The sequence below is a fragment of the Rhabdothermincola sediminis genome (assembly GCF_014805525.1).
GTDB lineage: Bacteria > Actinomycetota > Acidimicrobiia > Acidimicrobiales > Acidimicrobilacustridaceae > Rhabdothermincola > Rhabdothermincola sediminis.
In genome coordinates this window covers 85558-110764 of sequence record NZ_JACFSZ010000009.1, presented here as the reverse complement: position 1 = coordinate 110764, position 25207 = coordinate 85558, and the positions used below count along the sequence as shown (strand labels likewise).

Genomic DNA, 25207 nt, shown 5'->3' with positions numbered 1-25207 from the left:
GATGTCGACGTTGCCGCACTCACTTCGACTCGATGGCCGCGAGCTCTTCTCGTGCCTTCGAAACCTGCTCCTCGGTGAGCGGCACGAACAGCGCTTCTTCGGTGATCATCTCCTGGTTGTCGAAGTAGAACTTGGCGAAAGCCTTCACCTCGGGGCGCTTGGCGGCATCGGCCTTGGTGTAGATGAACAGCGGCCGGCCAAGCGGCTTGTACTCGCCGGACTGCACGGTCTCCGTGGTCGGCTCGACGCACCCGTCACCCCCATCGATGGCGAGGCCCTTCACCTTGCCCTTGTTCTCGAGGAGGTAGGAGAGACCGAAGTAGCCCATCGCCCCTTTCGAACCGGCGACCCCGGTGACCGTCACGTTGTCGTCCTCGCTCGGGTTGTAGTCCGTGCGGGTCGCTCCCTCCTCACCGTTGATGGCGGCGGTGAAGTAGTCGAAGGTCCCCGAGTCCGAGCCTGCGCCGTACAGGGTCAGCGGCTCGTCAGGGAACGACGGGTCGATCTGGTTCCAGTTTTTGATCGTGCTCCCAGGCTTCCAGATCTCGTTGAGTTGCTCCACCGTGAGGCACTCGGCCCAGTCGTTCGCCGGGTTCACGACCACCGAGAGACCGTCGTTGGCAACGATGAGCTCGAGCGGCTCGATGCCCTTCGCCGCGCAAGCCTGCTTCTCGGAGTCCTTGATCGGGCGGGATGCCATCGAGAAGTCCGTCTCACCGTTGCAGAACTTCTCGAAGCCACCACCGGTGCCCGAGGTGCCCACCGTCACCTGGACGCCCGGGTTCTCGGCCTGGAAGTCCTCGGCGGCCAGCGAGATCAGGGGGGTGACGGTGCTCGAACCGTCGATGCGGATCGAGCCCGAGAGCTTCTGATCGGAACCGGAACCGCCCGACTGGGCCGCCGTCGTGGCAGTCGAACCGCCATCACCGGACGTATCGCTGTCCGAGCAGGCAGCCAGGCTCACGCTCGTTGTGAGCGCAAGGGCCAGCCCTACGTACCGAATCGTTCGCACCGTCATCTCCTTGGCTGTGAAGTCATGGACGACGGGACGCTAAGAACCGGAGGTGTATCCCGACGGACCACCTGGTGAGGCCTGGCTGAATTGTGGGTGAACGGCAGGTAACGGTCGTGGTGGCGAACTGGCCGGACACGCCGCCGCCCCGGCGACGCCTCGGACACCAAGGCACCGCCGGGGCGGCAGACGGGCTGAACGGTTCAGCGGACAGGACTGATGGTGACGCAGGCCTCCTTGTGCAACGCCATGCCCGACAGCGGATCCGCCTTGACGGGGCGGAGCACCCCGTCGGCGGTCCCGCGCCCACGGGCGAGCCGCCCCAGGGCCCGGTGCCCGAAGCCGTGCTGGAGGCCGACCACCTCGGGGTGGATCCGCCGGCTGACCTGCACGCGTGCCTGGACCCTCCCGTAGGGGGACGTCACCCAGGCCTGCTCCCCGTCTCTCACGCCGAAGCGCTCCGCGGTGTCGGGGTGCACGACGAGCGGGTTGTCGGCCTTCAACTCGAGCAGGATGGCGTTGTTCTGGGTGCGGGAGTGCGTGTGGGACGCCTCCTTCCAGTTGATGAGGTAGAGCGGGTACTGCCGGTCGGGCTGCCAGTCCCGGGGGGTGTACACCGGGAGCGGGTCGACCTCGTTGCCGGCCGCGTCCTTCTTGCCGGCCAGCGAGGTCGAGACGAACTCCACCTTGCCGCTCTCGGTGAAGAACCCCCGCCGGGGCTGGCCACCGATGATGTGACCGATGAGCGTGCCACCCTCGTCCTTGGGCTTGTCCCAGATCGCGGTGCCCTCGGCGGTGGGGTCACCGTCGAAGTACGCGGTCGCGAGCTTGTCCGGAGCCAACACGGTGTCGTACTTGGCGTACTCGGTGCCCTTGGTGCTCACATACACCGCACCGGGCATGGCCTTCAGCTCCTCGAGGGTGATGCCCGGGCCGGCCTGCAGCTCGGCCGACAGGTACTCCTCGTACCAGGCCGTCGTGTCGTCGATCTCGGTGCCCGACACGGGCCCGATCCGGAAGAACGGCTTGCCGTCCGCGTCCCGCAGGTCGAGCCGGCGGCCGAGCTCGGTGACGATCTCGTACTCGGTCGGCTGACCGAAGATCGGCTTGAGCACCGGCTGGCGCAGACCGATCGCGGTCCAGGTGACCCAGTGGGTGTTCAAGTCGTAGCGCTCGAGGTAGGTGCTGCCGGGCAGCACGTAGTCGGCGAGCATCGCCGTCTCGCTGAGCATGGTGTCCACGACCACGAACAGCTCGAGCTTGGCGAGCGCCTCGGCGACCCGATCCGCGCCCGGCACGGCCATCACCGGGTTCTGGAAGATGCACACCATGGCCTTGGCGTCGTAGGGACCCTTGCCCTCGAGCAGGTTCTCGAACATGCGGGCGTAGACCCCGGACTTGTGGCCGAGCGGGTAGGTGTCGAGTTGGTCGAACCGTGGCTGCTCGAGGGTCGCCTCGACCGCGGGGTCCGGGTCGATGTGCACGTGCTTGTTGCCCTTGCGGGACGGGATGATCATCCCCCCGGGCCGGTCCCAGGAGCCGATCAGCGTGTTGAGGTGGGCGATCGCCCGCCCGCCCTGCACCCCGTTGGAGTGCTGGCCGGGCCCACTCCAGAAGTCGACCAGCGCTGGCTTGGTGGTCGCGAGCTCGGTGGCCAACCGCTCGATCGTGGCGGCCCGCACGGAGGTGATCTCCTCGGCCCACTCGGGGGTCTTGTCGGCCACGTGAGCCCGGAACTCGTCGAACCCGACCGTCCAGTTCTCGATGAACTCCCGGTCGTACAGCTCGTCCCGGATGATGACGTGGGCCATGGCGAGCGCCAGCGCGCCGTCAGTGCCGGGGCGCAGCGAGACCCACTCGTGGGCCTTCGCGGCGGTGTCAGACAGGTAGGGGTCGACCACGACGAGCCGGGCGCCGTTCTCGACGGCCCGGGTGATGATCCGGGGCAGGTGCACCCACTTGATCGCCGACGTCGGGTTCCAGCCGAACAGCATCACGTACCGCGACTGGATCGTGTCCGCCAACGGCCGTTCGTCACCCATGACGGACTTGCACGACGCTTTGCGCGCCACGTCGCACAGGTTCGAGTGGTTGGAGTAGTTGGGGGTGCCGTACAGCTCGGTGAAGTCCTGCTGGATGTGGACGAACGAGTGGTCCTCGCTGATCCACAGCAGCTTGTGGGCCTCTCCGGCGTCACGCAGGGCGCGGAGACGCCCGGCGATCTCGTCGAGCGCCTGGTCCCAGGAGATCTCCTCCCAGGCCGGGTCGGCATCGAGCGACTTGTCGGGGTTGGTGCGCTTCAACGGCTTCGAGACGCGGTCCGGGTCGTACAGCTGGGCGATGCCGGCGTTGCCTTTGGGGCAGATCACCGACCCCTCGGCGACGCCGTAGGTCTCGCTGTAGCCGTCGAAGAAGTCCGTCGAGATGTTGGTGTAGTTGTTCGGGTTCCAGTTGTTCGGCTCGATCTTCGTGACCGTGCCGTCGACGACATGGACCATGATCCCGCACTGCCCGCCGCACATGTTGCAGCAGCTCGGGATCCACTCACCGGATTCGCGCCCCCAGACAGCCCGGCCCTCCTCGTCGACGGGGAGGGCGTGCTCGGTGGCGTCGCCGGCGCAGCCGGTCAGCCCGACGCCTGCGACCGCCCCGGCGACGGTGGCGCCACCACCACGGATGAACGCACGACGGCCGACGGCCCTGTCAAACACGTACATGGTCGACCTCCGCGGTGTCGGCGGGACCGGCCTGCTCGGCGGCACGGTCGACGGGAAGGAGGGACTCGCCCAGCCCGAACAGCAGCAGCCCGAGGCCGGCGATGCCCACCACGACCAGCCACTCCATGAGGCTGGGGAAGTAGTCGGTGCTGATCCGTGAGCTGACGATCGCGGTCGTCAGCCCCTCGATCTCCTCGGTGGCGAGCGCGGGGATGACGATGTTGAGCCGCACCCCGATGAACCCGAGAGCGATCAGCCCTCCCGCCGCGGCGGCCCAAAGCGGCTGGCGTCCGCGGCGTGAGAACAGGATGACGAGCGGGATGATCGTGCCGAGGGCGAGCTGCCATCCCCAGAACACCCACCAGTAGGGGCCGGAGAACATGAGCTTCAGCCCCTCCACGTGGCCCGGCACCTCCCCGTACGAGGCGATGAGGTACTCCGAGATCTGGAAGATCACGTCGAGCACGAGCAGCCCGGCCACGAGTCGACCCAGAGCCACGATCGTGTCGCCGTTGCGCCGGTACCCGCCCTGGAAGATCGCCGCCACCAGCATGAGCAGTGCACCACCGCTGACCAGGGCGGAGAGCAGGAACAGGATGGGGAACAGGCCGCTGTTCCAACCCGGACGGGCCGATACAACGCCGAACAGGGCGCCGACACCGCCGTGGAACATGATGGCGATCGGGATGCCGATCGTGGCCAGCACCTTCACGACCTTCCGATCCTTCTCGGCCGCCTCGAACGAGGTGTCCTTCGTGCCGAGGGCGAGCACCCGGTACAGGCGGGCCCGACCACCGGAACCCTGCGCGCCGGCGGCGAGGTCCCGCCGCAGCAGGAACCACAGCTCCGTCGCCAACAGCGCGAAGTAGGCGCTGTAGAGCCAGATCATCCACGCCATCGGGGAAGAGAAGTTCGGGTAGCGGTACACGTTGAACGCCCGACCCATGTGCCCGAGATCCACCCAGATCGCCAGCAGCGCCAAGGTGAGGGTGATGAGGGCCTGGAACAGGGCGATGCGCCCGATCGGTTCGAAGCGCTTCACGCCGAACACGTACACGAGCGACGAGATCAGGAACGACCCCGCCGACAACCCGATGAAGAAGATGTAGGCAGCCACCCACAGACCCCAGGGGACGATGCTGCCGTAGGCCGCGTCGAGGTGGCCGAAGCGCAGCCGGTCGTACCACCCGACGACACCGATCGCGACGAACACGATCCCCGCCGCCCAGAACGCGCGCTTCAACCAGCGCTCCACGGTCACCTCGCTCACGACGCCACCTCGCTCACAACAGGTAGAAGACGTTGGGCTCGGTCCCGAGCTCTTCCTTCAGGCGAACCGCCTGCCGTTCGCGCAACAGGATCGAGACCTCGCTGTCGGGATCGTTCAGGTCACCGAAGTGGATGGCGTGGCCGGTGCAGGTCTTGGCGCACGCCGGCCAACGCCCCTCCTCCTTCGAGTACCGGCCCTCGGCGTCCTGCAGATGCATGCAGAAGGTGCACTTGCGGACGTTGCCCACCGGCGAGGCGCCCTCCCGGCGTACCCGGTACTGGCCGTACTCGGGCGACGGGAGCTCCGCCAGGGCCTGGCCGGGCTCGGTGGCCGGGTAGTGCTCCCCGAAGTCGAAGTACCGGGCCCCGTAGGGGCAGGCCGTGATGCAGTACCGGCAGCCGATGCAGCGGTCGTAGTCGACCACCACAATGCCGTCCTGCTCCCGCTTGAACGTGGCCGAGACCGGACACACCTTCGTGCACGGCGGGTTCGAGCAGTGGAAGCACGGCTTGGTCATGAACAGGGGGCGGTCGAAGGCCTGTTCGTTGTGCTCTTCGACCACGACCGTGTAGGACACGCCCGGCGGGGTCACGTTCTCGGTCTTGCAGGCCGCCATGCACGCTTTGCAGCCCACACAGCGCCGCGTGTCGATGACCATCCCGTACCGGTACTTCTGGCCGGTGGTGACGGCTTCGGCGGCGGCAGGGCGGGTGGCGCCGAGCACGGCACCTCCGACCCCGCCGGAGGCGAGCACCGCCGCCAACCCGGTGGCCCCCATGGCAGCGAGCCGGTCGACGAACTGCCGGCGGTCCATCGACGGGCCATCAGCACCGGGTCGGACGCGGCCACGCCGGGAACGGAGGCTGACCGCGACTCCGGGCGTGTCCGCGGTCGCCGTGTTGGTGAAGGCACTCACGAAACGGAGTGTCCCACCGAGCGCGGAGCGACCCGGAGGGCCGAAGGTCCCCTATCGACCTAGTCGATGGACACAGATGCCAGTATCGCCGGCACCGCAAGGCTCGACCTGCACCCGATGGGGCGGGTCGAGCCGAACCGAGGCCCACCGGCCGACCGGACCGACGGCACACCCGGCCGACTACACGGGGGCATCGGCGGGGCGAGGTTCGGCGCCGGATCCGGTTCATTCGACGGTGGCACACCGACGACGGCCGCTCACCGACCGGCGTGCACCGCCCCGAACAGCCGCCCCAACTCCTCCGGACCGACCGGTGGCTCGGCCGCCCACGGCACGACGGCGACCCGCCGGGCGAGCGTGTCGTGCACCTCCGCGATCCAGCGTCGCTCGTCGCGTGCCCGTCGCACCAGGACCGGATCGGTCGAACCCGCCACCGTGAGGCTCCGGTTCACGATCCAGGCCTCCGGTTCGATGCCGGCCCGACGCAGGTCCTGCTGGAGGTCGGCGGCCTCGTGCACGGGGGTGGGCTCGGGGAGCGTGACGACGAAGAGGTGGGTGAAGGTCGGGTCCCGCAACCGGTCGAGCAGTGCCGACACCTCCGAGGGCACGGCACCGCTCTGGCGACCCAGCTCCCGGTGGTAGGCACGCGCGGCGTCGAGCAGCAGCATGGTGTGGCCCGTCGGGGCGGTGTCGAGCACCACGAAGCGGTCGGTCGCCGACCCGACCGTGCGGGCGAAGGCACGAAAGACCGCGATCTCGGCGGTGCACGGGGAGCGGAGATCCTCCTCGAGCACCGCCCGTGCCCGGTCGTCGAGGCCGGCGCCCGTCGTGGCCAGGACCTCCGCCGTGTAGGCCTCGGTCTCCACCTCCGGATCGATGCGATGGACCACGAGGTCACCGACCCCGGCGTGCGAGCCGACGGTGGCGTCGAGGTGGGCGGCCGGATCGGTCGTGGACAACTCCACCCGGTGCCCACGGCGGGCCAGCTCGACGGCGATGGCCGCCGCCAAGGTGGTCTTGCCCACCCCACCTTTGCCCATGGTCATCACCAGGCCGTGGCCGGCGGCGTCGAGATCGGCCACCAGGTCGGCCAGCCCGACCAGCCGGAGGTCCGTGACGGCAGGGGCCGGCTCCACCTCGACGGGGGCGGCACCGCCGACGAGGGCACGCAGCCCGGCGGTTCCCACGGGATTCCACCCGACGAGTGGCACCTCGTGCCTGGGGAGTGGCCGCAGCTCGGACGGGAGCGCTTCGAGCGCCTCCCGGCCCCTTCGCTCGAGCCCGGCGGCCACGGGGTCGGCCGGGTCACCGGCGACGAACACCCCGTTGACGACGAGGTGCTGGTCGGCGATCCCCAGTTCCGCCAGCTCGCGGGCGGCACGTGCCGCTTCGCCGAGCGAGATCCGGTCGGGACGAGCGACCAGCACGAGCGTGGTGGTCGCCGCGTCGGCCAACGTGTCCACCGCACGGGCGTAGCGCTCCTGCTGCTGCGACAGCCCCGACAGGGGTCCGATGCAGGAGGTGCCGAGGGTGTTCTCGTCGATGAAGGCCGTCCAGGCCGCAGGCAGTGCCAACAGGCGCAGGGTGTGGCCGGTCGGGGCGGTGTCGAACACGACGTGGTCGAAACCGGCGGTCAGCTCATCGTCGGTGAGCAGGGCGGTGAACTCGTCGAACGCCGCTATCTCGACGGTGCACGCGCCGGAGAGCTGCTCTTCGATCGACGCCACGGCAGATGCCGGGAGCAGGTCCCGGTAGGGGCCGACGACCCGCTCCCGGTAGGCGGCCGCGGCAGCCTCGGGATCGACGTTCATCGCCCAGAGCCGGTCGACCCCGTTCACCGGGCGGGGCCCGGACCCCAATGGGGTGGCGAGGACCTCGTCGAGGTTGGAGGCGGGGTCCGTGCTCACGAGCAGCACCCGGGCGCCGCGGTCGGCGAGGGCGAGGGCGAGCGCCGAGGAGACGGAGGTCTTGCCCACGCCACCCTTGCCGGTGAAGAACACGTAGCGACCGGCGGCGCCAATGAGCGAGTCGAGGTTCATGGTCCGCTCAGCCACAGCAACCCGAGCCCGTCGGCTCACCCGACGCCGGGATGCCGGGACCATCGTCGCCTGCCGGCGGGACGGTGACCGACGCACCGGCGGAGCCGGTCCCAGGGGTGGCACCGATCGCCACGGGCTCGTCGGACCCACAGCAGCTCCCGCCGTTGTCGGGCGTCTCCGTGGTGGGCTCGTCGGCTGGCGCCGAGGCGGGAGCCAGCGGGGAGCCGAAGGCGGCGGCGTCCACCCGCAGCAGCCTGGCGGCCAACGACAGCATCGCCCGGGCAGGAGTGTCCTTCACCGCCTGGGCCGTGCGCACCGCTGCGACCAGCTCCTCGTTGGTCACGCCGAACTTGCGGGCCTTGTCGTAGTGGTACTTGAAGCATGGCTCGCAGTTCGCGCCGACAGCGGCACCGACGGCGACCAGTTCGGCGACGGCGTCGCTCCACACACCGACCGCCTCCACGGCCTCGACGCCCGCCCAGCCGGCCAACTCACCGCGGGACGGGTACCGACCACTCGAGCGCACCTCCCCGTCGAGGACCACGATGGGAAGGGCCTGCTCACCGTCGCGGGTCAGCAGGTGCTGGACCGCCGGTCGCTGCACGAACGCACCCGGCTCCTGGGAGAGGTTGAACCGGCGAACCTCCACACCCCGGGCGGCCAGCCAGTCCAGGTCGGCGGTGAAGGTCGCCAGCACCGGGTCGGGGCTGGGACCGCACACGCCGGTCGAGCAACACATCGCTGGGTCGAAGACCTCGATGACCGTCATCGCCAGACCTCCATCGTGTTATCGTCAATCGTCGATTGCCGATAACACTAGCTGTGGCGTGAGCTCGCTGCAACCCATTCCGGATGATGATCGTCACAGCCCGGCGACAGCGTGCTTGAAGGCCGCGAGACCGGCGGGGCTGACGCAGTAGGCGGTCCGGGGCCCCTCGATCTCGCCTTGGACGAGGCCGGCTTCACGCAGGATCCGTAGGTGCTCGGACACGGTGGACTGCGCGACCGGCAGCTCGGCGACGAGGTCCCCGGTGACACAGGCCCTGCGTTCCACGAGCAGCCTCAGGATCCGGACCCGGAGCGGGTGGCCGAGCGCCTTGGCCATGCCCGCCAGTTGCTCGTCGTCGAGCTCGGCGGGTTCGGCAGGCGGTCCGCTCAGGTCGGGGGCGGCACAGCAGCCGTCCCGTCCGGGGCCATCGACCTGCCGCGTCCCTCCCATGTCCTCGAGGGTAGCCCCAGGGACGTCCCGTGGCTGCGGGTGGGCGATACTGGACTCGAACCAGTGGCCTCTGCCGTGTGAATCCCACGTCACCAGTGCTCTGACCTGCGGGAACGGGGTGAAACTAGGGTATGACCAGGACATTTGTGGTCACTGCGCTTCCCGGGCGTTCCCGGCTTCTCTCTCCCTCTCGCGGTCACAGCCGCGGCCAAGAGCGTGCGGCCCGATCGCCTGGGAGTCCCCGTGCCGCCTGCCGCACGCCTGACCACCTCCACACCGACCGCGAGTCTCGCTCGGCCTGAACACCGCAGCCCAGGCCGAGAGCGGCCAATACGCTCGCTCCCGTGCTGCCGCAAGCCGAAGCCGAGCGATGATCACCGTGCGACCCCGATCAGGACGCCAACGGAACGTGATCACACACAACCACCGTCAACCGAACTTGCGGCAGACCCACCACAAGCGGGCCACCCACCTGAGCCAACCGGCCTGTCGAACGCGTGCCCCAGCACGCGTTTGACCTGCCGGAACGGAGAGGGGCAGGCTGCCACGGACCACACAGGGAGGATGGACGAAGCCATGGCAGACATCGGCTACGACGGCAAGGTCGCGATCGTCACCGGGGCGGGGGGTGGTCTCGGCCGGGAGCACGCGCTGGAGCTGGCGCGCCGGGGCGCCCGGGTGGTGGTCAACGACCTCGGCGGCTCCGTCTCCGGCGAGGGCGGCGACGCCAGCCCAGCGGAGAAGGTGGCGGCGGAGATCAACGACCTCGGTGGCGAGGCCGTCGCCAACCACGACAGCGTCGGTACCCCCGAAGGGGGCAAGGCCATCGTGCAGGCTGCGCTCGACGCGTTCGGCACCGTCGACATCGTCATCAACAACGCCGGCATCCTGCGGGACAAGACCTTTCACAACATGACCCCCGATCTGCTCGAGCCGGTGATCCAGGTCCACCTCCTCGGCGCCTTCTACGTCACCCAGCCCGCGTGGGTCGTCATGCGCGAGAAGGGCTACGGCCGGGTGGTCAACACGTCCTCGAACTCCGGCCTGCTCGGCAACTTCGGGCAGTCCAACTACGGCGCGGCGAAGATGGGGCTGGTCGGGTTCACCCGGGTGCTGGCCAACGAAGGACGCAAGTACAACATCAAGGCCAACGCCATCGCGCCGGTGGCCAAGACCCGCATGACCGAAGAGCTGCTCGGCCCTGTGGGCGACATGCTCGACCCCGCGACGGTCACCCCGGTGGTGTGCTGGCTGGCCTCCGAGGCATGCGACGTGTCGGGCGAGGTGTACTCGGTCGCCGGGGGGCTCGTGGCCCGGTTCTTCATCGGGCTCACCCCCGGCTACTTCAAGAAGGACCTCACCGTCGAGGATGTTCGCGACCACTGGGACGAGATCCGCGACACCGAGGGCTACATCATCCCCGAGGGCCCCAACGACGAGCTGAAGAAGATCTTCACCATCCTCACCGAGGGCAAGGAAGGCAAGGTCTCCTGAGGGTCTCTCCGCGCGGCGGCACCCCGGGGCGTCGGGGCGCCGTCACTCTGCCCGGCTATTCCGTGGCGATCGCCTCGAGGACGTTCAGGCGACCGGCCCGGGCCGCGGGGTAGAGCGCGGCGATCACCCCGAACGCCGCCGCCACCACCACGAACGCCACCAGCCAGCCGACGGGCACGGTGATGGTGCTGATGATGTTCTGGGGGATGGCCGCGGCCAGCACCACCCCGAAGATCACCCCCACCAGCACGCCCAGCAACGCCCCGAACACGGCCACGATCACCGCCTCCAGGCGGATCATCCGGCGGATCTGCGGGCGCAGCATGCCGACCGCCCGCAGCAGGCCCAGCTCCCGGGTGCGCTCGAACACCGACAGCGCCAGGGTGGTGACGATGCCGATCACCGCGATGATCACGGCCAGCAGCAGGAACACCGTGATGACCGCCAGGAGCTGGTCCACCTGTGACTCCTGGCTGCCGATGAACTGCTCGCTGTTCTCGACCTTGAGCTGCGGGTAGTCGGCAACGGCCGCTTCGATGGCCGCCCGGGCCTCCGCCTCGCTGACACCGGATGCGGTCTTGGCGATCACCATGAAATCCGTCTGGTCGGTGAAGTTGTCGCGATAGGTGGCCGAGTCGACCATCCAGTTGCCGACGATGCTCGAGTCGTCGTAGACCGCCAACACCGGGAGCTGCACGGGACCGGTCTCCTGGAAGACGACCGTCAGCACGTCACCTGCCGACACGCCGAGCTCACGAGCGGGATCAGCGTTGATGAGCAGACCCCGGTCGTCCGTGATCGCTCCCGCCACGACGTGGAGATCGATGAGCTCCGGCAGCACCGAGTAGTCCATGGTGCTGAACTGCTTCACCGAGTCACCGACCTGCATGCGGCCCTGCTGGAGCGCGCTGACCGCGGTCAGCTCGGGTCGCTCGCGCAGCCGCTGTGCCACCTCCGGGGAGAACCCGAAGAACGAGTCCGTCCGCACGTACCAATCGGCGTTGACACTCCCCCGCAGCGACGACACGAACGAGTCCCGCAACGAGAAGCCCACCACGAACGACATCGACACCAGCGCCAGCCCGATCATGAGTGCCGCGGCCGTGAACGCGGTCCGGCTCGGCTCGCGAGCCGCGTTCTGGCGGGCCAGCTCGCCGGTGACCTTGTAGAGGCGGCGGAACGGCAGCCCCAGCACCCGAGCCACCGGGCTGGCGAACGCCGCGCTGAGCAGGGCCACGCCGATGAAGACCACCAGCGCACCGGCTCCGAGGGCGGCGAAGAGCGGCAGCGTGTCCGGTGAGCTGAGCAGCGCCCACGCGATCGACGCCGCACCGGCGGCCACCAGGATGCCGCCGATGGTCCCGAGCAGCCGCACCGACCCCAGGGAGAGCCGGAACCCTTCGCGCATCGCCGCGACCGGTGGGATGCGCGTCGCCCACACTGCCGGCAAGACCGAGGACACGAGCGTGGTGCCGATGCCGACCGCGAAGGCCGCGACGATCGTGCTCGGCGAGACGATCAGCTGGGTCTCGTCGGTACCGAACCCACCCGCGGCCAGGATGAGGTTGAGCGCCACCGCCAGACCCAGTCCGCCGAAGACGCCGATCACCGATGCCAGCAGACCGACGACGAAGGCCTCACCGAACACCGAGCCCGCCACCTGGGTGCTGCTCGCGCCCACGGCCCGAAGCAGCGCCATCTCCCTGATCCGCTGCCCCACCACGATGAGGAACGTGTTGAAGATCAAGAACGCGGAGACGAAGAGGGTGATGAACGCGAAAGCGAGCAGCACGGAACCGAACACGTCGATGATCGACCCCAGATCTGCCTGGCTCTCCTCCACGACCTGTTCGGTGCGCACCACCTCGTAGCCGGGCGGGAGCGTCGCCGCGATCCGCTGCTCCACGTCGGCACTGTCGGCGCCAGGCGCGAGCTGCACCTCGATCTGCTGGTACTTACCCTCCAGGTTGAACACCGACTGGGCCTCGGGCAGGGTGAACGCCACCAGGTAGGCGCCGGCGAGCGCATTGGCCTCGCCGAACTTGAAGGTGCCGACGAGCCGGTAGGTGCCGTTTCCCTTCGGGGTCTGCACCGTCACCCTGTCCCCCAGCTGATACCCGGAGGCCTCGAAGAGGCGCTCGTCGAACGCCACCTCGTCCCGGGCCGCCGGGGCAGCTCCGCCGGTGAGGATGACCTGCGAGAGCGGTGGTTCGGTGGGCCAACTCACACCCAGCGGCGGCCCGGCGGTCGGAAGGACGGCTTTGCCCCTCGGGTCGATCACCACCGCTGGGATGCCGCCGGCCGATCCCTGGGCCGCGGCAACCCCGGGCACCTGCTGCACCGCAGGGAGCAGGTCCGCAGGCACCGGTCCTGGGGAGCCGAATGCGCCGGTATCGAAGCGTTCCTGGGCCCGCACCGTGAGATCGATGTTCGCGTTGATGTCCCGGAAGAGCTGGTCGAACTGCGCCCGCACGCTGCTGGTGAGCGTGAACGACGCGACGACGAACGACACCCCGAGGATCACCACGATGGTCGTGAGGAGGAATCGGATCTTGTGCTGGAACAAGCCCTTGATCGTCACCTTCAGCATGTCGGATCGCTCCTGATCTCCGTCCGGCCGGCCGGTCAGCGGCTCGGCCGCTTCAGACGGTCCAGGACCCGTTCGGGGGTGGGATCGGCGAGTTCGCCCACGATCCGCCCGTCACCGAGGAACACGACCCGATCGGCATGGCTGGCCGCGACCGGGTCATGGGTGACCATCACCACGGTCTGGCTGAGGCTGTCGACCGCTCGGCGCAGGAACCCGAGGATCTCCGCCCCGGCCCTGCTGTCGAGGTTGCCGGTCGGTTCGTCGCCGAAGATGATCGTCGGACGACCCACCAGGGCTCGGGCCACCGCCACCCGCTGCTGCTGGCCCCCCGACAGCTCGCTCGGCCGGTGCCGGAGGCGGTCGCGCAGCCCGACGGTGTCGATCACCGAGTCGAGCCACTCACGGTCGACCTTCCGCCCCGCCAGGTCGAGCGGGAGAGTGATGTTCTCGATCGCGTTCAGGGTCGGCACCAGGTTGAACGCCTGGAAGATGAAGCCGACGTGATCACGCCGCAGGCGGGTGAGCCGGCGCTCGCTCAGCGCGCCCAGCTCGGTGTCGCCGATGAAGACCTGGCCGGAGGTGAGGTTGTCGAGCCCCGCGACGCACTGCATGAGCGTCGACTTGCCGGACCCCGAGGGCCCCATGATGGCCGTGAAGCGCTGGGCTTCGAACTCGACGGTCACCCCGTCGAGCGCGTGCACCTCGGTGTCCCCGGTTCCGTAGATCTTGGTGGCCTCGACGGTGCGGGCCGCGGCCGCGGAGGCCGACGGCGAGCCCGATGGCATGGCGGTGGCGGTCACGCGTTCACTCCCTGAGATCTGGCGCGTCCTCGCCCCACCCGGGATCTCACACGGCTCCTCGCAAGTTCTGGCATGTCAAACGCGTGCCGCAGCACGCGTTTGACATGCCAGAACGGCAGGGATGGGTGAAGCGGTGACGCTGGTCGTCCGAAAGAGCCTACGGAACACGGCAGCGAACCCCCACCCCTTTCCTGCGCGGTGAACCGGGCCCGCCGCTCGAGCGCGGAACCGGCACCTACGGACGCACGTAGACGAAGCCGTACGCCTCGTCGCGATGGGGGACCCCGCTCTCGGCGAGCGCACCGGCCCAGTTGCCGGTGCAGGACGGGTCGGTCTCCTCCATCCCGTGGTCGGCGACGAGGAAGAACGCGGTGCGGTCGAACACCCCGGCCCGCTCGACCGCGGCCAGGACCTCACCGATGCGCCCATCGGTGTCCCGCAGACTCGCCGCGGCGATCTCCGAGTACGGCCCACCCTCGTGGAACGCGGCGTCGGTCAGGGAGAAGTTCACCCACGTGAACCGAGGCAGCGGCCACGACCTCCCGCGGTGATGCCCGCTCCAGATGCCGGCGAACTGCTGCGTGGCGGTGTGGTCGATCAGCGACGACCAGCGGTACTCCTTCACCGGCCGCACGAACATCTGGCTGGTGTGGGGCAGCTCCTCCGCCGGTGGGGGGCGGTCGATCTGCTCTCCCCGGCGCATCAGGTCGAAGATCGAGTAATCGGCCCCCGTGTCACACGGCTCGTTGATCGAGACCACCACCGACCCCGGGAACGCTCGCTTGACGGCCTGGTAGAGGGTCTCGACCCCCGGCTCCAGGGTGTCCATGGCCGTGACCCAGGTGGCGGGCGAGTTGGTGACGAGCTGGGCCTGCTTGACGCGGTCCCACCACGCGTTGTGGAGGATGCCGTGGTGCCCCGGATACGCGCCCGTCAGGATCGTGGTGTGGTTCGGCAAGGTCACCGTGGGCAACGACGACATCGCCCCGTGGGCGAGGGTGGTGCCCATGGCCATCAGCCGGGCGATGTTCGGAGCCTCCCCTCTCGCCACCAGGTCGTACAGGACGTTCGCGTTGGTGCCGTCGAGCAGGAACCCGACGACGTGCGCGGGCGGCGGCGACGAGGAGTCGATCAGCTCCACCAGAGGCTCGCCGTCCTGGCGGGCGAGCAACGCATCGTCGCGCTCGCCACCGTTCAGACCGATGCCCCTCCTCAGTGGCGCGCCCATCAACGTGAGCACGGTGGGTGCCACGTCGACCAGCCGGCACGCCCGGGGCACCATCCCGAGCTGGCGCACTCCCGCCCCCGCGAGGACGAACGGCGCCCGGGCCTGCACGACGTCGATCGAACCGTGCTCGCCGCGATGACCGCCGTGATCCTCCCAGTTGTGCGCGGCCGTGTGCACCGCCACGAGATCCGGCGCCGCCGGGTGGTCGAAGAGCTGTCCGAGCTGCTCGTACGCGAAGGGGTACGCGTTCTCGGTGCGCGCCGGGTAGGGAGTGGCTCGCTCGTCGTCGAGCGGTGAGAACCGGTCGGTGCGCTGGTCGGCGAGTGGGTTCCGCCCCTCGACCGCCAGCTCCTCGAACGACCAGCCGTGGCCATCGGCACGGCGCCGCACCCGTACCCGGCCGTCGACCGCGGCCGCCTCGTAGGTGTCGTCGTCGACCTGGCGCAGGACCATCTCGACCAGGTGCGCCAGCGCCGGATCGAGCAGTGCCGCCTCCGCTCGCGCCACCGCATCGAGGTGCTCGTCGGTCGCCGGTCGGGAGCTGTGTTCGGTCGTGGCCATGCCTCAAGCGTAGGCTGCGATCCTGCGGCGGGAAGAGCGTCGCCGCCCGCAGGAGTGGCGAGCGAACGGCGGGTGAACGGCAGACCGAGCGAAGGCGAAGGACGGACGACGATGACGGCAGCGCCCGGCGAGAAGCGGTTCGGTGAGGGGGACGCCCACGACTTCCTCGAGCTCGACGCGCTGCTCTCCGACGAGGAGCGCCTGGTGCGGGACACGGTTCGCCAGTTCGTCGGCGACCGCATCCTCCCCGAGGTCGGCGACTGGTTCGAGCGAGGGACCTTCCCCAAGGAGCTGGGCAAGGAGATGGGCGCGCTCGGCCTACTCGGCATGCACCTCACGGGCTACGAGTGCGCCGGCACGAGCGCGGTCGCCTACGGCCTGGCGTGCCTGGAGCTCGAAGCGGGCGACAGCGGCGCCCGCAGCTTCGTCTCGGTACAGGGCTCGCTGGCGATGTTCCCGATCTGGCGGTTCGGTAGCGAGGAGCAGAAGCAGGAGTGGCTCCCCAGGATGGCTGCCGGGGAGGTCATCGGCTGCTTCGGTCTGACCGAGCCCGACTCGGGCAGCGACCCTGCCAGCATGCGGACCACGGCTCGGCGGGACGGATCGGACTGGATCCTCAACGGCACGAAGATGTGGATCACCAACGGCGGCATCGCCGACGTCGCCATCATCTGGGCCCGGACCGACGGCGACTCGGGCACGTCCGGCTACGCGGGGTTCATCGTCCCCACCGACACACCCGGCTTCACCGCCAACGACATCCCGAAGAAGCTCTCGCTACGGGCATCGGTGACCTCCGAGCTGGTCCTCGACGACGTCCGGCTCCCCGACTCGCTCCGGCTGCCCGAGGTGGCCACCATGCGCGGGCCGCTGTCGTGCCTCAACGAGGCCCGCTACGGGATCCTCTGGGGGGCGATGGGCGCGGCGCGCGCCTGCTACGAGGCGGCGCTCGCCTATTCCAAGGATCGGGTGCAGTTCGGCGTGCCCATCGCCTCGTTCCAGCTCACGCAGCGCAAGCTCGTCGAGATGATGGTGCGAGTCAACAAGGGCACCCTGCTCGCCCTGCACCTCGGCCGCATGAAGGACGAAGGTCGGCTCACCTCCGCACAGGTCAGCTTCGGCAAGATGGACAACGTGCGGGAGGCCCTGTGGGTGGCTCGCGAGGCGCGCTCGGTGCTCGGCGCGAACGGCATCACGCTCGAGTACCCCGTCATCCGCCACATGAACAACCTCGAGAGCGTCTTCACCTACGAGGGCACCAACGAGGTGCACACCCTGGTGCTCGGGCAGGCGATCACCGGCCTCAACGCCTTCACCTGAGAACTCAGGCGCGGCTGCGCCGGGCGCTCGCCGCGAGCTGGCGCACGATCGAGCCTGCGGCCAGGTGGAAGAGCGGCTCCAGGCCACCTTCCACGATCACCAGGGCATCGGAGCGGATGCCGTTGACGATCGAGACCCGGCCCTGACCGATGCGCAAGGTCGCGGCGGTGCCCTCCATCCGCACCCCGACCGCCAACACGACCGGGCTCCACAACAGCAACGAGCGCACGACGGTGTGGCCGAGGTACGAGGGCAGCGCTTCGGCCAGCAGGTGGACGACCAGGTTCGCGTCGTCGCCAGGCGGCAGCTCCGGCTCGGGGAGCGCTGGCGCGACCCGCACCGCGACCTTCAACGCGCCGGCCACCGCCACCGCGGGGAGGAGTGCCGGCAGCACCAGCGCCACCGCGGCCACCTGTCCCGCCGTGGCGAGCACGCCGGCAGGGCGGCGGCTCAGCAACTCGTCGGCGAGCAGGCCAGCGCCGTTCATCAGCAAGCTGCTGAGCTGTGCTCGAGCCACGGTGGCCCGGGTCGAGCGCACCACCGACGCCGGGAAAATGGCCTCGAGGGTGGTGGCATCGAGAGGCATCCCGGCCTCGGCGCTCGCCCGGGCGTAGGCCACCAGCGCTTCGGTGGTCTCGTCCGAGTCGGCGGGACCCAGGAACTCCTGCCAGGCTCCGTGGACCCACGCCAGCACCCGGCAGCCGTTGACATCGGCGACCGTGAGCACCAGTTGCTCGCGGGTACGGGAGCCGAGTCCCGTCCCCGGCAGGTGGGCTTCCAGCAGGCCGGGAGCGACCCGTCCCAGCTCGGCCAGCCAGGCCCCGAGACGCCGAGCCCGTGCCGCGGGGCGCTCCCCGTCCCCTTCCATCCGCATCAACACTACGGCCGGGCTCTCCGGCACGGTCGGATCCCCCACCGGAGGCCCTCGGCGACTCCCAAACGGAGCGTCAGGAGTCGCCGACGTCCCGCATGGGCCGTCCGGCCTAGTATTAGGTCTAAAGGCCTAGTCCCCCGGTGCCGATGGAGGGAACGTGACCGACGTGGCCAACGCATCGCTCGACGGCATCGACAGCGTGCTGGCCGGCCTTCCGCCGGCCTGCGTGGTCGCCTCCAGCGGCGCAGCCCGCCTCGTGGTCGGCCCTCCCGGTGCGTTCGTGCTGCTGCCCTCCGGCGCGGATCCCTCCACGACCGCGGAACAGGCCGGCCACCTGGCGGCCACGACCCGGACCGCGCTCGCCGAGCACGTGAGCTGGGTGCCGTTCATCGACGCGGTCGTCGTCGTCCACGACACGCCCGTGCGCAACGGCTTGGCCACCTCCGTGCCCCTGGACCTGCTCCCTGAGACGCTGGTGGAGGGGCCGGTCGTGATCGATCCCAGCACCGTCGCCACCATCAGGCTCCTGCTCGACGAAGGCCGGCTCCCGAGCTGGCGGACCGGCGTCTGCGCCGAGGATGCCAAGATCGACCTGTGCGAACCGGTCGACGACGTCCCCGCCGCCAGCTGAGCCCCGTCTCCACCGGGACCACCCCGTGACCAGCGTGACCAGGCTGGTCGAGTCGACCGGTGGCGTCCGCCTGGCGGTCCACGACCTCGGCGGGAGCGGCCATCCGCTCCTGCTGGCGCACGCCACCGGCTTCCACGGCCGGGTCTGGGCCCCCCTGGCCCGACACCTCGAGGGACACGGGTTCCGGTGCTGGGCTCCGGACCTGCGGGGCCATGGTGACTCGACAGCCCCGGATGACGGGCAGTTCCACTGGGACGGCTTCGCCGACGACGTGCTGGCCGTGGTCGACGCGCTGGGGATGAAACGGCCGTTCGGCGTCGGCCACTCCAAGGGAGGCGCCGCGCTCCTGCTGGCCGAGGAGCAGCGGCCCGGGACCTTCCGAGCGCTGTACCTGTTCGAGCCGGTGGTCTTCCCCCCCGACGTGGTCGAGGCCACCGACCACGCCGGATCGAACCCCCTCGTGGAGGGCGCGCTCCGCCGACGGTCCGAGTTCGAGTCCTTCGACGCCGCCTACGACAACTTCGCCACCAAGCCCCCTTTCTCGGCCCTCGACCCGGAGGCGCTGCGGGCGTACGTCGACCACGGTTTCGCGCCCACCGCAGCCGGGACGGTAGCTCTCAAGTGCCGCCCGGAGCACGAGGCGCAGGTGTACCGGATGGGCGCGACCCACCATGCCTTCGCACAGCTCGACCGGGTGACCTGCCCCGTGGTCGTGACCCGGGGCGGGTTCACGGGGTTCGGGCCCGCGACGTTCGTCGAACGCATCGTGGCCGCCCTCCCCCATGGGCGCATCGAGGAGCACCCCGAGCTCGGACACTTCGGTCCCCTTGAGGAGCCGGAGGCGATCGCAGCCACCGTCAGACGGGCGTTCGCGGCGACCTGATCCCCGGCCGGTTCCCGGATGCTGTCCGACCCCTGGCGTAGGGTTCCCTCATGGGGTCGATGTCGCTACCCACCTCGTTGTCACCCTCGAAGGTCTCGTCGTTCACCGATTGCGCCCTGGCGTTCCGGTTCTCGGCGATCGACCGGCTACCCGAGCCTCCGGCGTTGCCGGCCACCAAGGGCACCCTGGTCCACGCGGCGCTCGAGCGGCTCTTCCTCCTGCCACCCGAGCAGCGCAGCCTGCCTGCTGCGCTCACCGCGCTCGACGAGGCCTTCGAGGACCTCCGCTCCGACCCCGATTACACCGGTCTCGGGCTCGACCGCGCCGGCGAGGCGGCGTTCCTCGACGACGCCGAGGAGCTCGTGCGTCGGTACTTCCAGCTCGAGGACCCGCGCACCGTCACCCCGATCGGCCTCGAGCTCCTGCTCGAAGCCGACGTCGGCGACCTGAAGCTGCGCGGCATCATCGACCGCCTGGAGCTCGACCGTGACGGCGAGCTGGTGGTCACCGACTACAAGACCGGCCGGGCTCCGCACCAGAACCAGGAGCGGGGCAGGCTCAGCGGCGTGCAGTTCTACGCGTTCCTCTGCGAGCGGCTCTTCGGCCGCCGGCCAGCCAGGGTTCAGCTCCTCTACCTGGCCGACCCGGTGGTGATCACCGCCGTACCGAACGACCAGTCCATCCGGGCGCTGGAGCGACGGGTGCTCGCCATCTGGTCGACGATCGAGCGAGCCTGCGAGAACGACAGCTTCCAGCCCCGGCCATCCCGACTGTGTGACTGGTGCGCCTTCAAGACCTACTGCCCGGCCTTCGGGGGCGACCCCGATGAAGCCCGCCGTGTCGCCGAGGCACGCCGCGCCCGGCCCGACCACGAGGTCGCGGATGAACGACCCCTGGTGCTCCCCCTAGCATCCGCCGGGTGACCGCCGACCCCGCCGGACCGCTCGAACCCCCACACCGAGTCTCCGCCATCCAACGCTTCGACGAAGCGGTCGATCGCCAGTTCGACCGGATTCGAGGGCGCGAGCCGCTCGATCGCATCACCTATGCCGTGACCGAGCTCGCCGACTTCGGGCTGCTGTGGCACCTCATCGCCTGGTCACGAGCGCTGCGGTCCGAACGTGACCTCGAGGCGGCGATCCGCCTGTCGGTCTGCCTCGGTATCGAGTCGGTGATCGTGAACGGCCTGGTGAAATCGATGTTCCGGCGGGAACGACCCGTCTACCAGGGCGAGCGCCCGCACAAGCTGCGCATCCCGCTCACCACCAGCTTCCCGAGCGGCCATGCCAGCTCGGCCGTGGTGGCGGCGATCCTGCTCGGCGAGGGCCGCCGCGCCGCGCCCGCCTACTGGGCACTCGCCGCCGCGGTCGGAGCCAGCCGGGTCCACGTGCGGATCCACCACATGTCCGACGTGATCGGCGGCGCCGCGATGGGTCTCGCGCTCGGGGTCGCGTTCCGCAGGCTCTGGCCACTCCGGAACCGCTGACGGAATGGCCGCACGGACCATCCGGTTGCACCGCACATGCCGCTGAGCTTCGGGGTCACCTGGGACTACCGCTGCCCGTTCGCGCGCAACATCCACGACCATCTCATCGAAGGTCTCCTCGGCGGCGCGGGTTGGGACGTCCGCTTCGTGCCCTTCTGTCTCGGCCAGGTGCACCTGGCCGAGACAGAGCCCGACATCTGGGAGCGACCCGACGACGACAGCGGCCTGCTCGCCCTACAAGCGGGGGTGTACGTGCGTGACCATCACCCCGACCGGTTCCTCGCCGTACACCGAGAGCTGTTCGATGCCCGCCACCTCCACGGCCTTCGCCTGCGAGATCCCGAGGTGGTCGCCGGGGTGCTCGACCGGGCGGGACTCGACTGGGCGGCGGTGCTCGAAGCCATCGGTAACGGGGCGGTGCTCCCCGTCGTGCGGGCAGAGCACGAATCGGCAGCCGCGAGCCACCAGGTGTGGGGAGTCCCCACCTTCCTGGTGGGCGAGCGGGCGACCTTCGTGCGGCTCATGAACGACTCGGGTGGCGATGCTGAGCTGGCGACCCGCACCATCGAGCGGATCGTGGCCCTGGTCGCCGGCTGGCCCGAGCTCAACGAGCTGAAGCACACCTCCCTCGACCGCTGAGCCAGCCGCCTCCGACCGCCCGCCGGGGCGCCCGCCGACGTGGCGTCCTACGCTGTGGCCGATGGCACCGCAGGCTCCGGGGAGCCGCACCCGTGAGGTCCGTTCCGACCGCCGCATGACCGACCTCGAGGCGTTGATGTGGAACGTCGAGAAGGACCCGCACCTCGACCCGAGCTTCGCCAGCGTCACCCTGCTGGACCGGGCCCCAGACCTCGAGCGCCTCCGCCGCCGGCTGCTGCGCATGGTGCAACGCATCCCCCGTCTCCGCCAGCGGGTGGTTCCCATGCTCGGGCGCCTGGCACCCCCGGAGTGGCAGGACGACCCCGACTTCGACATCGACTACCACCTCCGCCATCTGGCGTTGCCGACCCCGGGCACACGGCGACAGCTGTTCGACCTCGCCACCCGCTTCCTGCAGGACCCTCTCGACCGCACGCGCCCGCTGTGGGCATTCGTCGTCGTGGAGGGGCTCGAAGGCGGCCGCGCCGCACTCCTGCAGAAGATGCACCACACGATCACCGACGGCGAGGGCGGAATCCGCATGTCGGAGCAGTTCATCGACCTCACCCGTGACGCACCGGACATCGAAGAGGTCACCCTCGACTCCGACCCCTCCCCAAGCCGGCCGACGCTGCTCGCCGCCGCCGCCGACACCCTCGGGCACACCTGGCGGCGCACCCTCGGTGTCGCGCTGCGAGGCGTCACGGGCGCGGCAGACATGATCTCCCATCCCACCCGGTGGCGCACGGCCAGCGCGGAGATCGGCGAGACGGCGGCGTCGATGCTGCGCCAGGTGGCCGTGGCGGATCGAGCGCACTCCCCGCTGTGGACCGAGCGCTCCCTCCGGCGGCGCCTGGAAGTGCTCGACGTGCCCTTCGACGACGCTCACCGGACCGCCAAGGCCCTGGGCGGCAGCCTCAACGACTTCTTCGTGTCCGGGGCCGCGGGGGCGGCCGGGGCGTACCACCGGAGGCTCGGCTCGCCCGTCGCCTCGCTGCGGATGGCCATGCCGGTCAGCACCCGGATCGACGGGAGCGCCGGGGGAAACGCCTTCGTGCCCACCCGGGTGGTGATCCCGGTCGACATAGAGGACCCGATCGAGCGGTTCGCCGCCATCCACCAGCTCCTCGACCGCACCAAACGGGAGCGGGTGATCGGGGTCATCGACCAGGTCGCCGGGCTCGCGAACCTGTTGCCGACCTCGGTCCTGGCCCGCTTCACCCTGGATCAAGCGCGCACCATCGACTTCACCACGTCCAACCTCCGGGCGGCAGCGTTCGACCTGTTCATCGGCGGCGCGCTGATCGAGGCCACCTACCCCCTGGGACCGGTGAGCAACACCGCGTTCAACCTCACGATGATGAGCTACCGGGGCACCCTCAACATGGGAGTGCACATCGACACGGGCGCGGTCACCCAGCCGGAGCTGCTCCGGGACTGCCTGGTCGAGGCTTACGCCGAGTTGATCGCCGCCACCCGTCCGGCCGCCGCGGCGGACATCGTCTGAGACGGCGTCGAACCGTCAGTTCGCCGAAGGCGCCTCGCCCAGATCCGCGGTCAGCAGGAGGCGAACATCGAGCAGCAGGTCGGCCACCTCGTCGGTGGACACCAGCTCGCGATGCATCATGTGGCCCAGACCACGGTCGATCAGCGCGAGGGCCTCGCTGATCGCGCCATCGACGCCGTGCGCCTCGACATCGGCGACCTCGATCTGCTGCATGGTGTCGACCTCGGTCTCGGTCATGTCGTCTCCTGTCGTCGTGTGTCCGACGTACTCAACACCGGTCGACGCCCGAACTGTTCCAGCGCGACCGGTGCGGCCCGGCGCCGAATGCGCATGTTCGCCGACTTCGAGCCCGATTCCGCTGTGACAAGGGTCGCTTGCACCACTGCCCGCCACCTTACCGACATCGAAGCCCCCACGAGCATCACCCTGCGCGCTCGCGCCCGCCACCAGGAGGGCGCGCGAGAGCAGCCGCGCCGACCCTCTACGCTCGCGGAGGCGTGGGCCATTCCTCCCGAGTCGTCGGATACGAACTGCGACAGCGCCTGGGACGTGGCGGCATGAGCGTGGTCGACCTGGCCCGAGATCCGGCCGGCAGGCCCGTCGCCCTGAAGCGAGTGGTGCTGCACGGCAGCGCGTTCGGCCTGGCACAGGCCCGCCAGCGCGTGCACCGGGAAGCCGAGGCCCTGGCCCGGTTGGACCACCCCGCCGTCGTGCCACTCCTCGACGTGATCGACGACGGTGACGAGATCGTGCTGGTCATGCCGTACCTCGCCGGTGGCGGCCTCGCCGACCACGTGCGGACGCGGGGCCCGCTCTCACCGGGCCAGGTCGAGCACCTGGCCGACACCCTGCTGGCGGGGCTGGCGGCTGCGCACCGGGAAGGCATCGTCCACCGGGACATCAAGCCTGCCAACGTGCTGTTCGACCGTGAGGGCCGAGCGCACCTCGCCGACTTCGGGGTGGCGAGCATCCGTGACGCCACCTCGGGGCTGACCGCCACCGGCAGCCCGATCGGCACCCCCGAGTTCATGGCTCCCGAACAGGCCCGGGGCGAGCCCGCCACCCCGGCGAGCGACGTCTTCTCCCTCGGTGCCACCCTGCTGTACGCCGCCACCGGCCAGCCACCGTACGGTCGCTGCGACCCCCGCGTCGCGCTCCAACGAGCCGCGCAGGGCCGGCTGGCGCCACTGCCCCGCGAACTCAACGGCTCCCTGCGCCGGCGGCTAGCACCCATGCTGCACCGCAACCCTCGTCGCCGACCCTCGGCCGCCGCAGCGGCCGGCGGCCCCGCCGGCACCATCGTCGCCGCCCGGGGACCGAGCCGGCGCTCGGCGGCGCTCCTGCCGGCGATCGGCGCCGGCACCCTGGCTGCCGTCGCGTGCCTCGGTGCCATCGCCGCCGGCGTGTGGTACCTGCGCAGCCACCGGGTGGCCTTCGCCGGTCCCGATGCCACCGCATCGCCTGCGGCGAGCATCCCCTCGTCGCCCTGCACCCCCAAGCCGTACCAGCCGTGCGGTGCCCCGGCCGCGCCGAACACCGACGGCAGCCGATGCCTCGGTGAGCACGCCGACTACGACGCGGACGCCACCAACGGCTGCGAGGCCGGCCCCGACACGGTCGACGGGCAGCCCCTGACCAGCTCGCTGTCAGCCAACCTGGTGCCGGGCGCCGATGTCGACCGCTACCCCGTCCCGGTCCAGGACCGGTTCCAGCTCTTCTGCGACGGCACCTTCCAGGTCACGCTCGCCGGCCCGGCCGGCGCGGCGGCCCGGCTCGAGCTCTACGACGGATCGGAGTTGCTGGGCGGGAAGGTGAGCCGGGACGGATCACCGGTGACGGTGTCGGTGCCGGAGCCGAACTGCCTCACGGATGACTCCACCGAGCTCACCGCGCAGGTGAGCTGGGACGGCGACGCCCGCTCGGCGGCCCCTTACCGGCTCACCCGCACCGGATCGTTCTGACCGCCGATCCCACCCGGGGATCCGGCGCCCCAGGCGACGGAGGGCGGCACCGAATCGAGG

Annotated in this window: 21 protein-coding genes; 9 read left to right on the top strand and 12 right to left on the bottom strand. The window is 70.0% G+C overall.

Going from position 1 to position 25207, the window contains the following annotated elements:
• Positions 1–19 precede the first annotated feature (19 nt).
• The 7 genes from HZF19_RS09175 to HZF19_RS09145 form a co-directional block, all read right to left on the bottom strand.
• Positions 20–1018: a PstS family phosphate ABC transporter substrate-binding protein gene (locus HZF19_RS09175; RefSeq protein ID WP_235979717.1), complete on the bottom strand. Its 999-nt coding sequence runs from the start codon at positions 1016–1018 to the stop codon at positions 20–22.
• A gap of 197 nt (positions 1019–1215) precedes the next feature.
• Entirely contained in the window at positions 1216–3729 is a 2514-nt protein-coding gene (locus tag HZF19_RS09170; RefSeq protein WP_208028464.1) for a molybdopterin-containing oxidoreductase family protein, read from the bottom strand.
• On the bottom strand, positions 3716–4999 hold the full coding sequence (gene nrfD, locus HZF19_RS09165) for an NrfD/PsrC family molybdoenzyme membrane anchor subunit (protein ID WP_208028463.1): 1284 nt from the start codon (positions 4997–4999) through the stop codon (positions 3716–3718). Before nrfD ends, HZF19_RS09170 begins: the two co-directional genes overlap by 14 nt.
• Before the next feature lie 13 nt (positions 5000–5012).
• Positions 5013–5915, bottom strand: a complete 903-nt coding sequence (locus tag HZF19_RS09160; RefSeq protein ID WP_208028462.1) for a 4Fe-4S dicluster domain-containing protein — start codon at positions 5913–5915, stop codon at positions 5013–5015.
• Positions 5916–6172: 257 nt separating this feature from the next.
• A complete protein-coding gene (gene arsA / locus HZF19_RS09155) occupies positions 6173–7954 on the bottom strand; it encodes an arsenical pump-driving ATPase (RefSeq protein WP_208028508.1) in 1782 nt (593 codons plus the stop codon).
• A gap of 7 nt (positions 7955–7961) precedes the next feature.
• Positions 7962–8723 carry an arsenite efflux transporter metallochaperone ArsD gene (gene arsD, locus HZF19_RS09150; RefSeq protein ID WP_208028461.1) on the bottom strand — a complete coding sequence of 254 codons (762 nt, stop codon included), beginning with the start codon at positions 8721–8723 and terminating at the stop codon, positions 7962–7964.
• Between the two features lie 93 nt (positions 8724–8816).
• Complete coding sequence (locus HZF19_RS09145) at positions 8817–9173, bottom strand: ArsR/SmtB family transcription factor (protein ID WP_208028460.1); 357 nt, start codon at positions 9171–9173, stop codon at positions 8817–8819.
• A gap of 576 nt (positions 9174–9749) precedes the next feature.
• On the opposite strand from HZF19_RS09145, the gene HZF19_RS09140 reads away from it, so the two are divergent.
• Positions 9750–10667 (top strand): SDR family NAD(P)-dependent oxidoreductase, encoded by a 918-nt coding sequence (locus HZF19_RS09140; RefSeq protein WP_235979716.1) that lies wholly within the window; start codon positions 9750–9752, stop codon positions 10665–10667.
• A gap of 55 nt (positions 10668–10722) precedes the next feature.
• Here the strand turns inward: HZF19_RS09140 and HZF19_RS09135 are convergent, their stop codons facing one another.
• The 3 genes from HZF19_RS09135 to HZF19_RS09125 form a co-directional block, all read right to left on the bottom strand.
• On the bottom strand, positions 10723–13257 hold the full coding sequence (locus HZF19_RS09135) for an ABC transporter permease (RefSeq protein WP_208028458.1): 2535 nt from the start codon (positions 13255–13257) through the stop codon (positions 10723–10725).
• Positions 13258–13292: 35 nt separating this feature from the next.
• Positions 13293–14042, bottom strand: a complete 750-nt coding sequence (locus HZF19_RS09130) for an ABC transporter ATP-binding protein (RefSeq protein WP_208028507.1) — start codon at positions 14040–14042, stop codon at positions 13293–13295.
• Between the two features lie 250 nt (positions 14043–14292).
• Positions 14293–15846, bottom strand: coding sequence for an alkaline phosphatase family protein (locus tag HZF19_RS09125; RefSeq protein ID WP_208028457.1), 1554 nt, complete (start codon positions 15844–15846; stop codon positions 14293–14295).
• A gap of 111 nt (positions 15847–15957) precedes the next feature.
• Between HZF19_RS09125 and HZF19_RS09120 the strand changes: the two genes are divergently transcribed.
• Positions 15958–17166: an acyl-CoA dehydrogenase family protein gene (locus tag HZF19_RS09120; RefSeq protein WP_208028456.1), complete on the top strand. Its 1209-nt coding sequence runs from the start codon at positions 15958–15960 to the stop codon at positions 17164–17166.
• A 4-nt stretch (positions 17167–17170) separates the two neighbouring features.
• On the opposite strand, the gene HZF19_RS09115 is transcribed toward HZF19_RS09120, so the two are convergent.
• On the bottom strand, positions 17171–18034 hold the full coding sequence (locus HZF19_RS09115; RefSeq protein ID WP_208028455.1) for a hypothetical protein: 864 nt from the start codon (positions 18032–18034) through the stop codon (positions 17171–17173).
• A 163-nt stretch (positions 18035–18197) separates the two neighbouring features.
• Between HZF19_RS09115 and HZF19_RS09110 the strand changes: the two genes are divergently transcribed.
• From HZF19_RS09110 to HZF19_RS09085, 6 genes are all read left to right on the top strand, one after another.
• On the top strand, positions 18198–18671 hold the full coding sequence (locus HZF19_RS09110) for a hypothetical protein (protein WP_208028454.1): 474 nt from the start codon (positions 18198–18200) through the stop codon (positions 18669–18671).
• A gap of 25 nt (positions 18672–18696) precedes the next feature.
• The gene (locus HZF19_RS09105) at positions 18697–19554 is read left to right on the top strand and encodes an alpha/beta fold hydrolase (RefSeq protein WP_208028453.1); all 858 of its coding nucleotides are present in this window, start codon (positions 18697–18699) and stop codon (positions 19552–19554) included.
• A 50-nt stretch (positions 19555–19604) separates the two neighbouring features.
• On the top strand, positions 19605–20477 hold the full coding sequence (locus tag HZF19_RS09100) for a RecB family exonuclease (protein ID WP_235979714.1): 873 nt from the start codon (positions 19605–19607) through the stop codon (positions 20475–20477).
• Entirely contained in the window at positions 20474–21040 is a 567-nt protein-coding gene (locus tag HZF19_RS17125) for a phosphatase PAP2 family protein (RefSeq protein ID WP_208028452.1), read from the top strand. The genes HZF19_RS09100 and HZF19_RS17125 overlap by 4 nt, the downstream gene beginning before the upstream one ends.
• Before the next feature lie 36 nt (positions 21041–21076).
• Positions 21077–21679 carry a DsbA family protein gene (locus HZF19_RS09090; RefSeq protein ID WP_208028451.1) on the top strand — a complete coding sequence of 201 codons (603 nt, stop codon included), beginning with the start codon at positions 21077–21079 and terminating at the stop codon, positions 21677–21679.
• Between the two features lie 61 nt (positions 21680–21740).
• Positions 21741–23186, top strand: a complete 1446-nt coding sequence (locus HZF19_RS09085; RefSeq protein WP_208028450.1) for a wax ester/triacylglycerol synthase domain-containing protein — start codon at positions 21741–21743, stop codon at positions 23184–23186.
• Positions 23187–23201: 15 nt separating this feature from the next.
• Here the strand turns inward: HZF19_RS09085 and HZF19_RS09080 are convergent, their stop codons facing one another.
• Positions 23202–23579 (bottom strand): hypothetical protein, encoded by a 378-nt coding sequence (locus HZF19_RS09080; RefSeq protein WP_208028449.1) that lies wholly within the window; start codon positions 23577–23579, stop codon positions 23202–23204.
• 104 nt (positions 23580–23683) lie between these two features.
• Between HZF19_RS09080 and HZF19_RS09075 the strand changes: the two genes are divergently transcribed.
• Positions 23684–25147, top strand: coding sequence for a serine/threonine-protein kinase (locus HZF19_RS09075; protein WP_307781183.1), 1464 nt, complete (start codon positions 23684–23686; stop codon positions 25145–25147).
• Positions 25148–25207 lie beyond the last annotated feature (60 nt).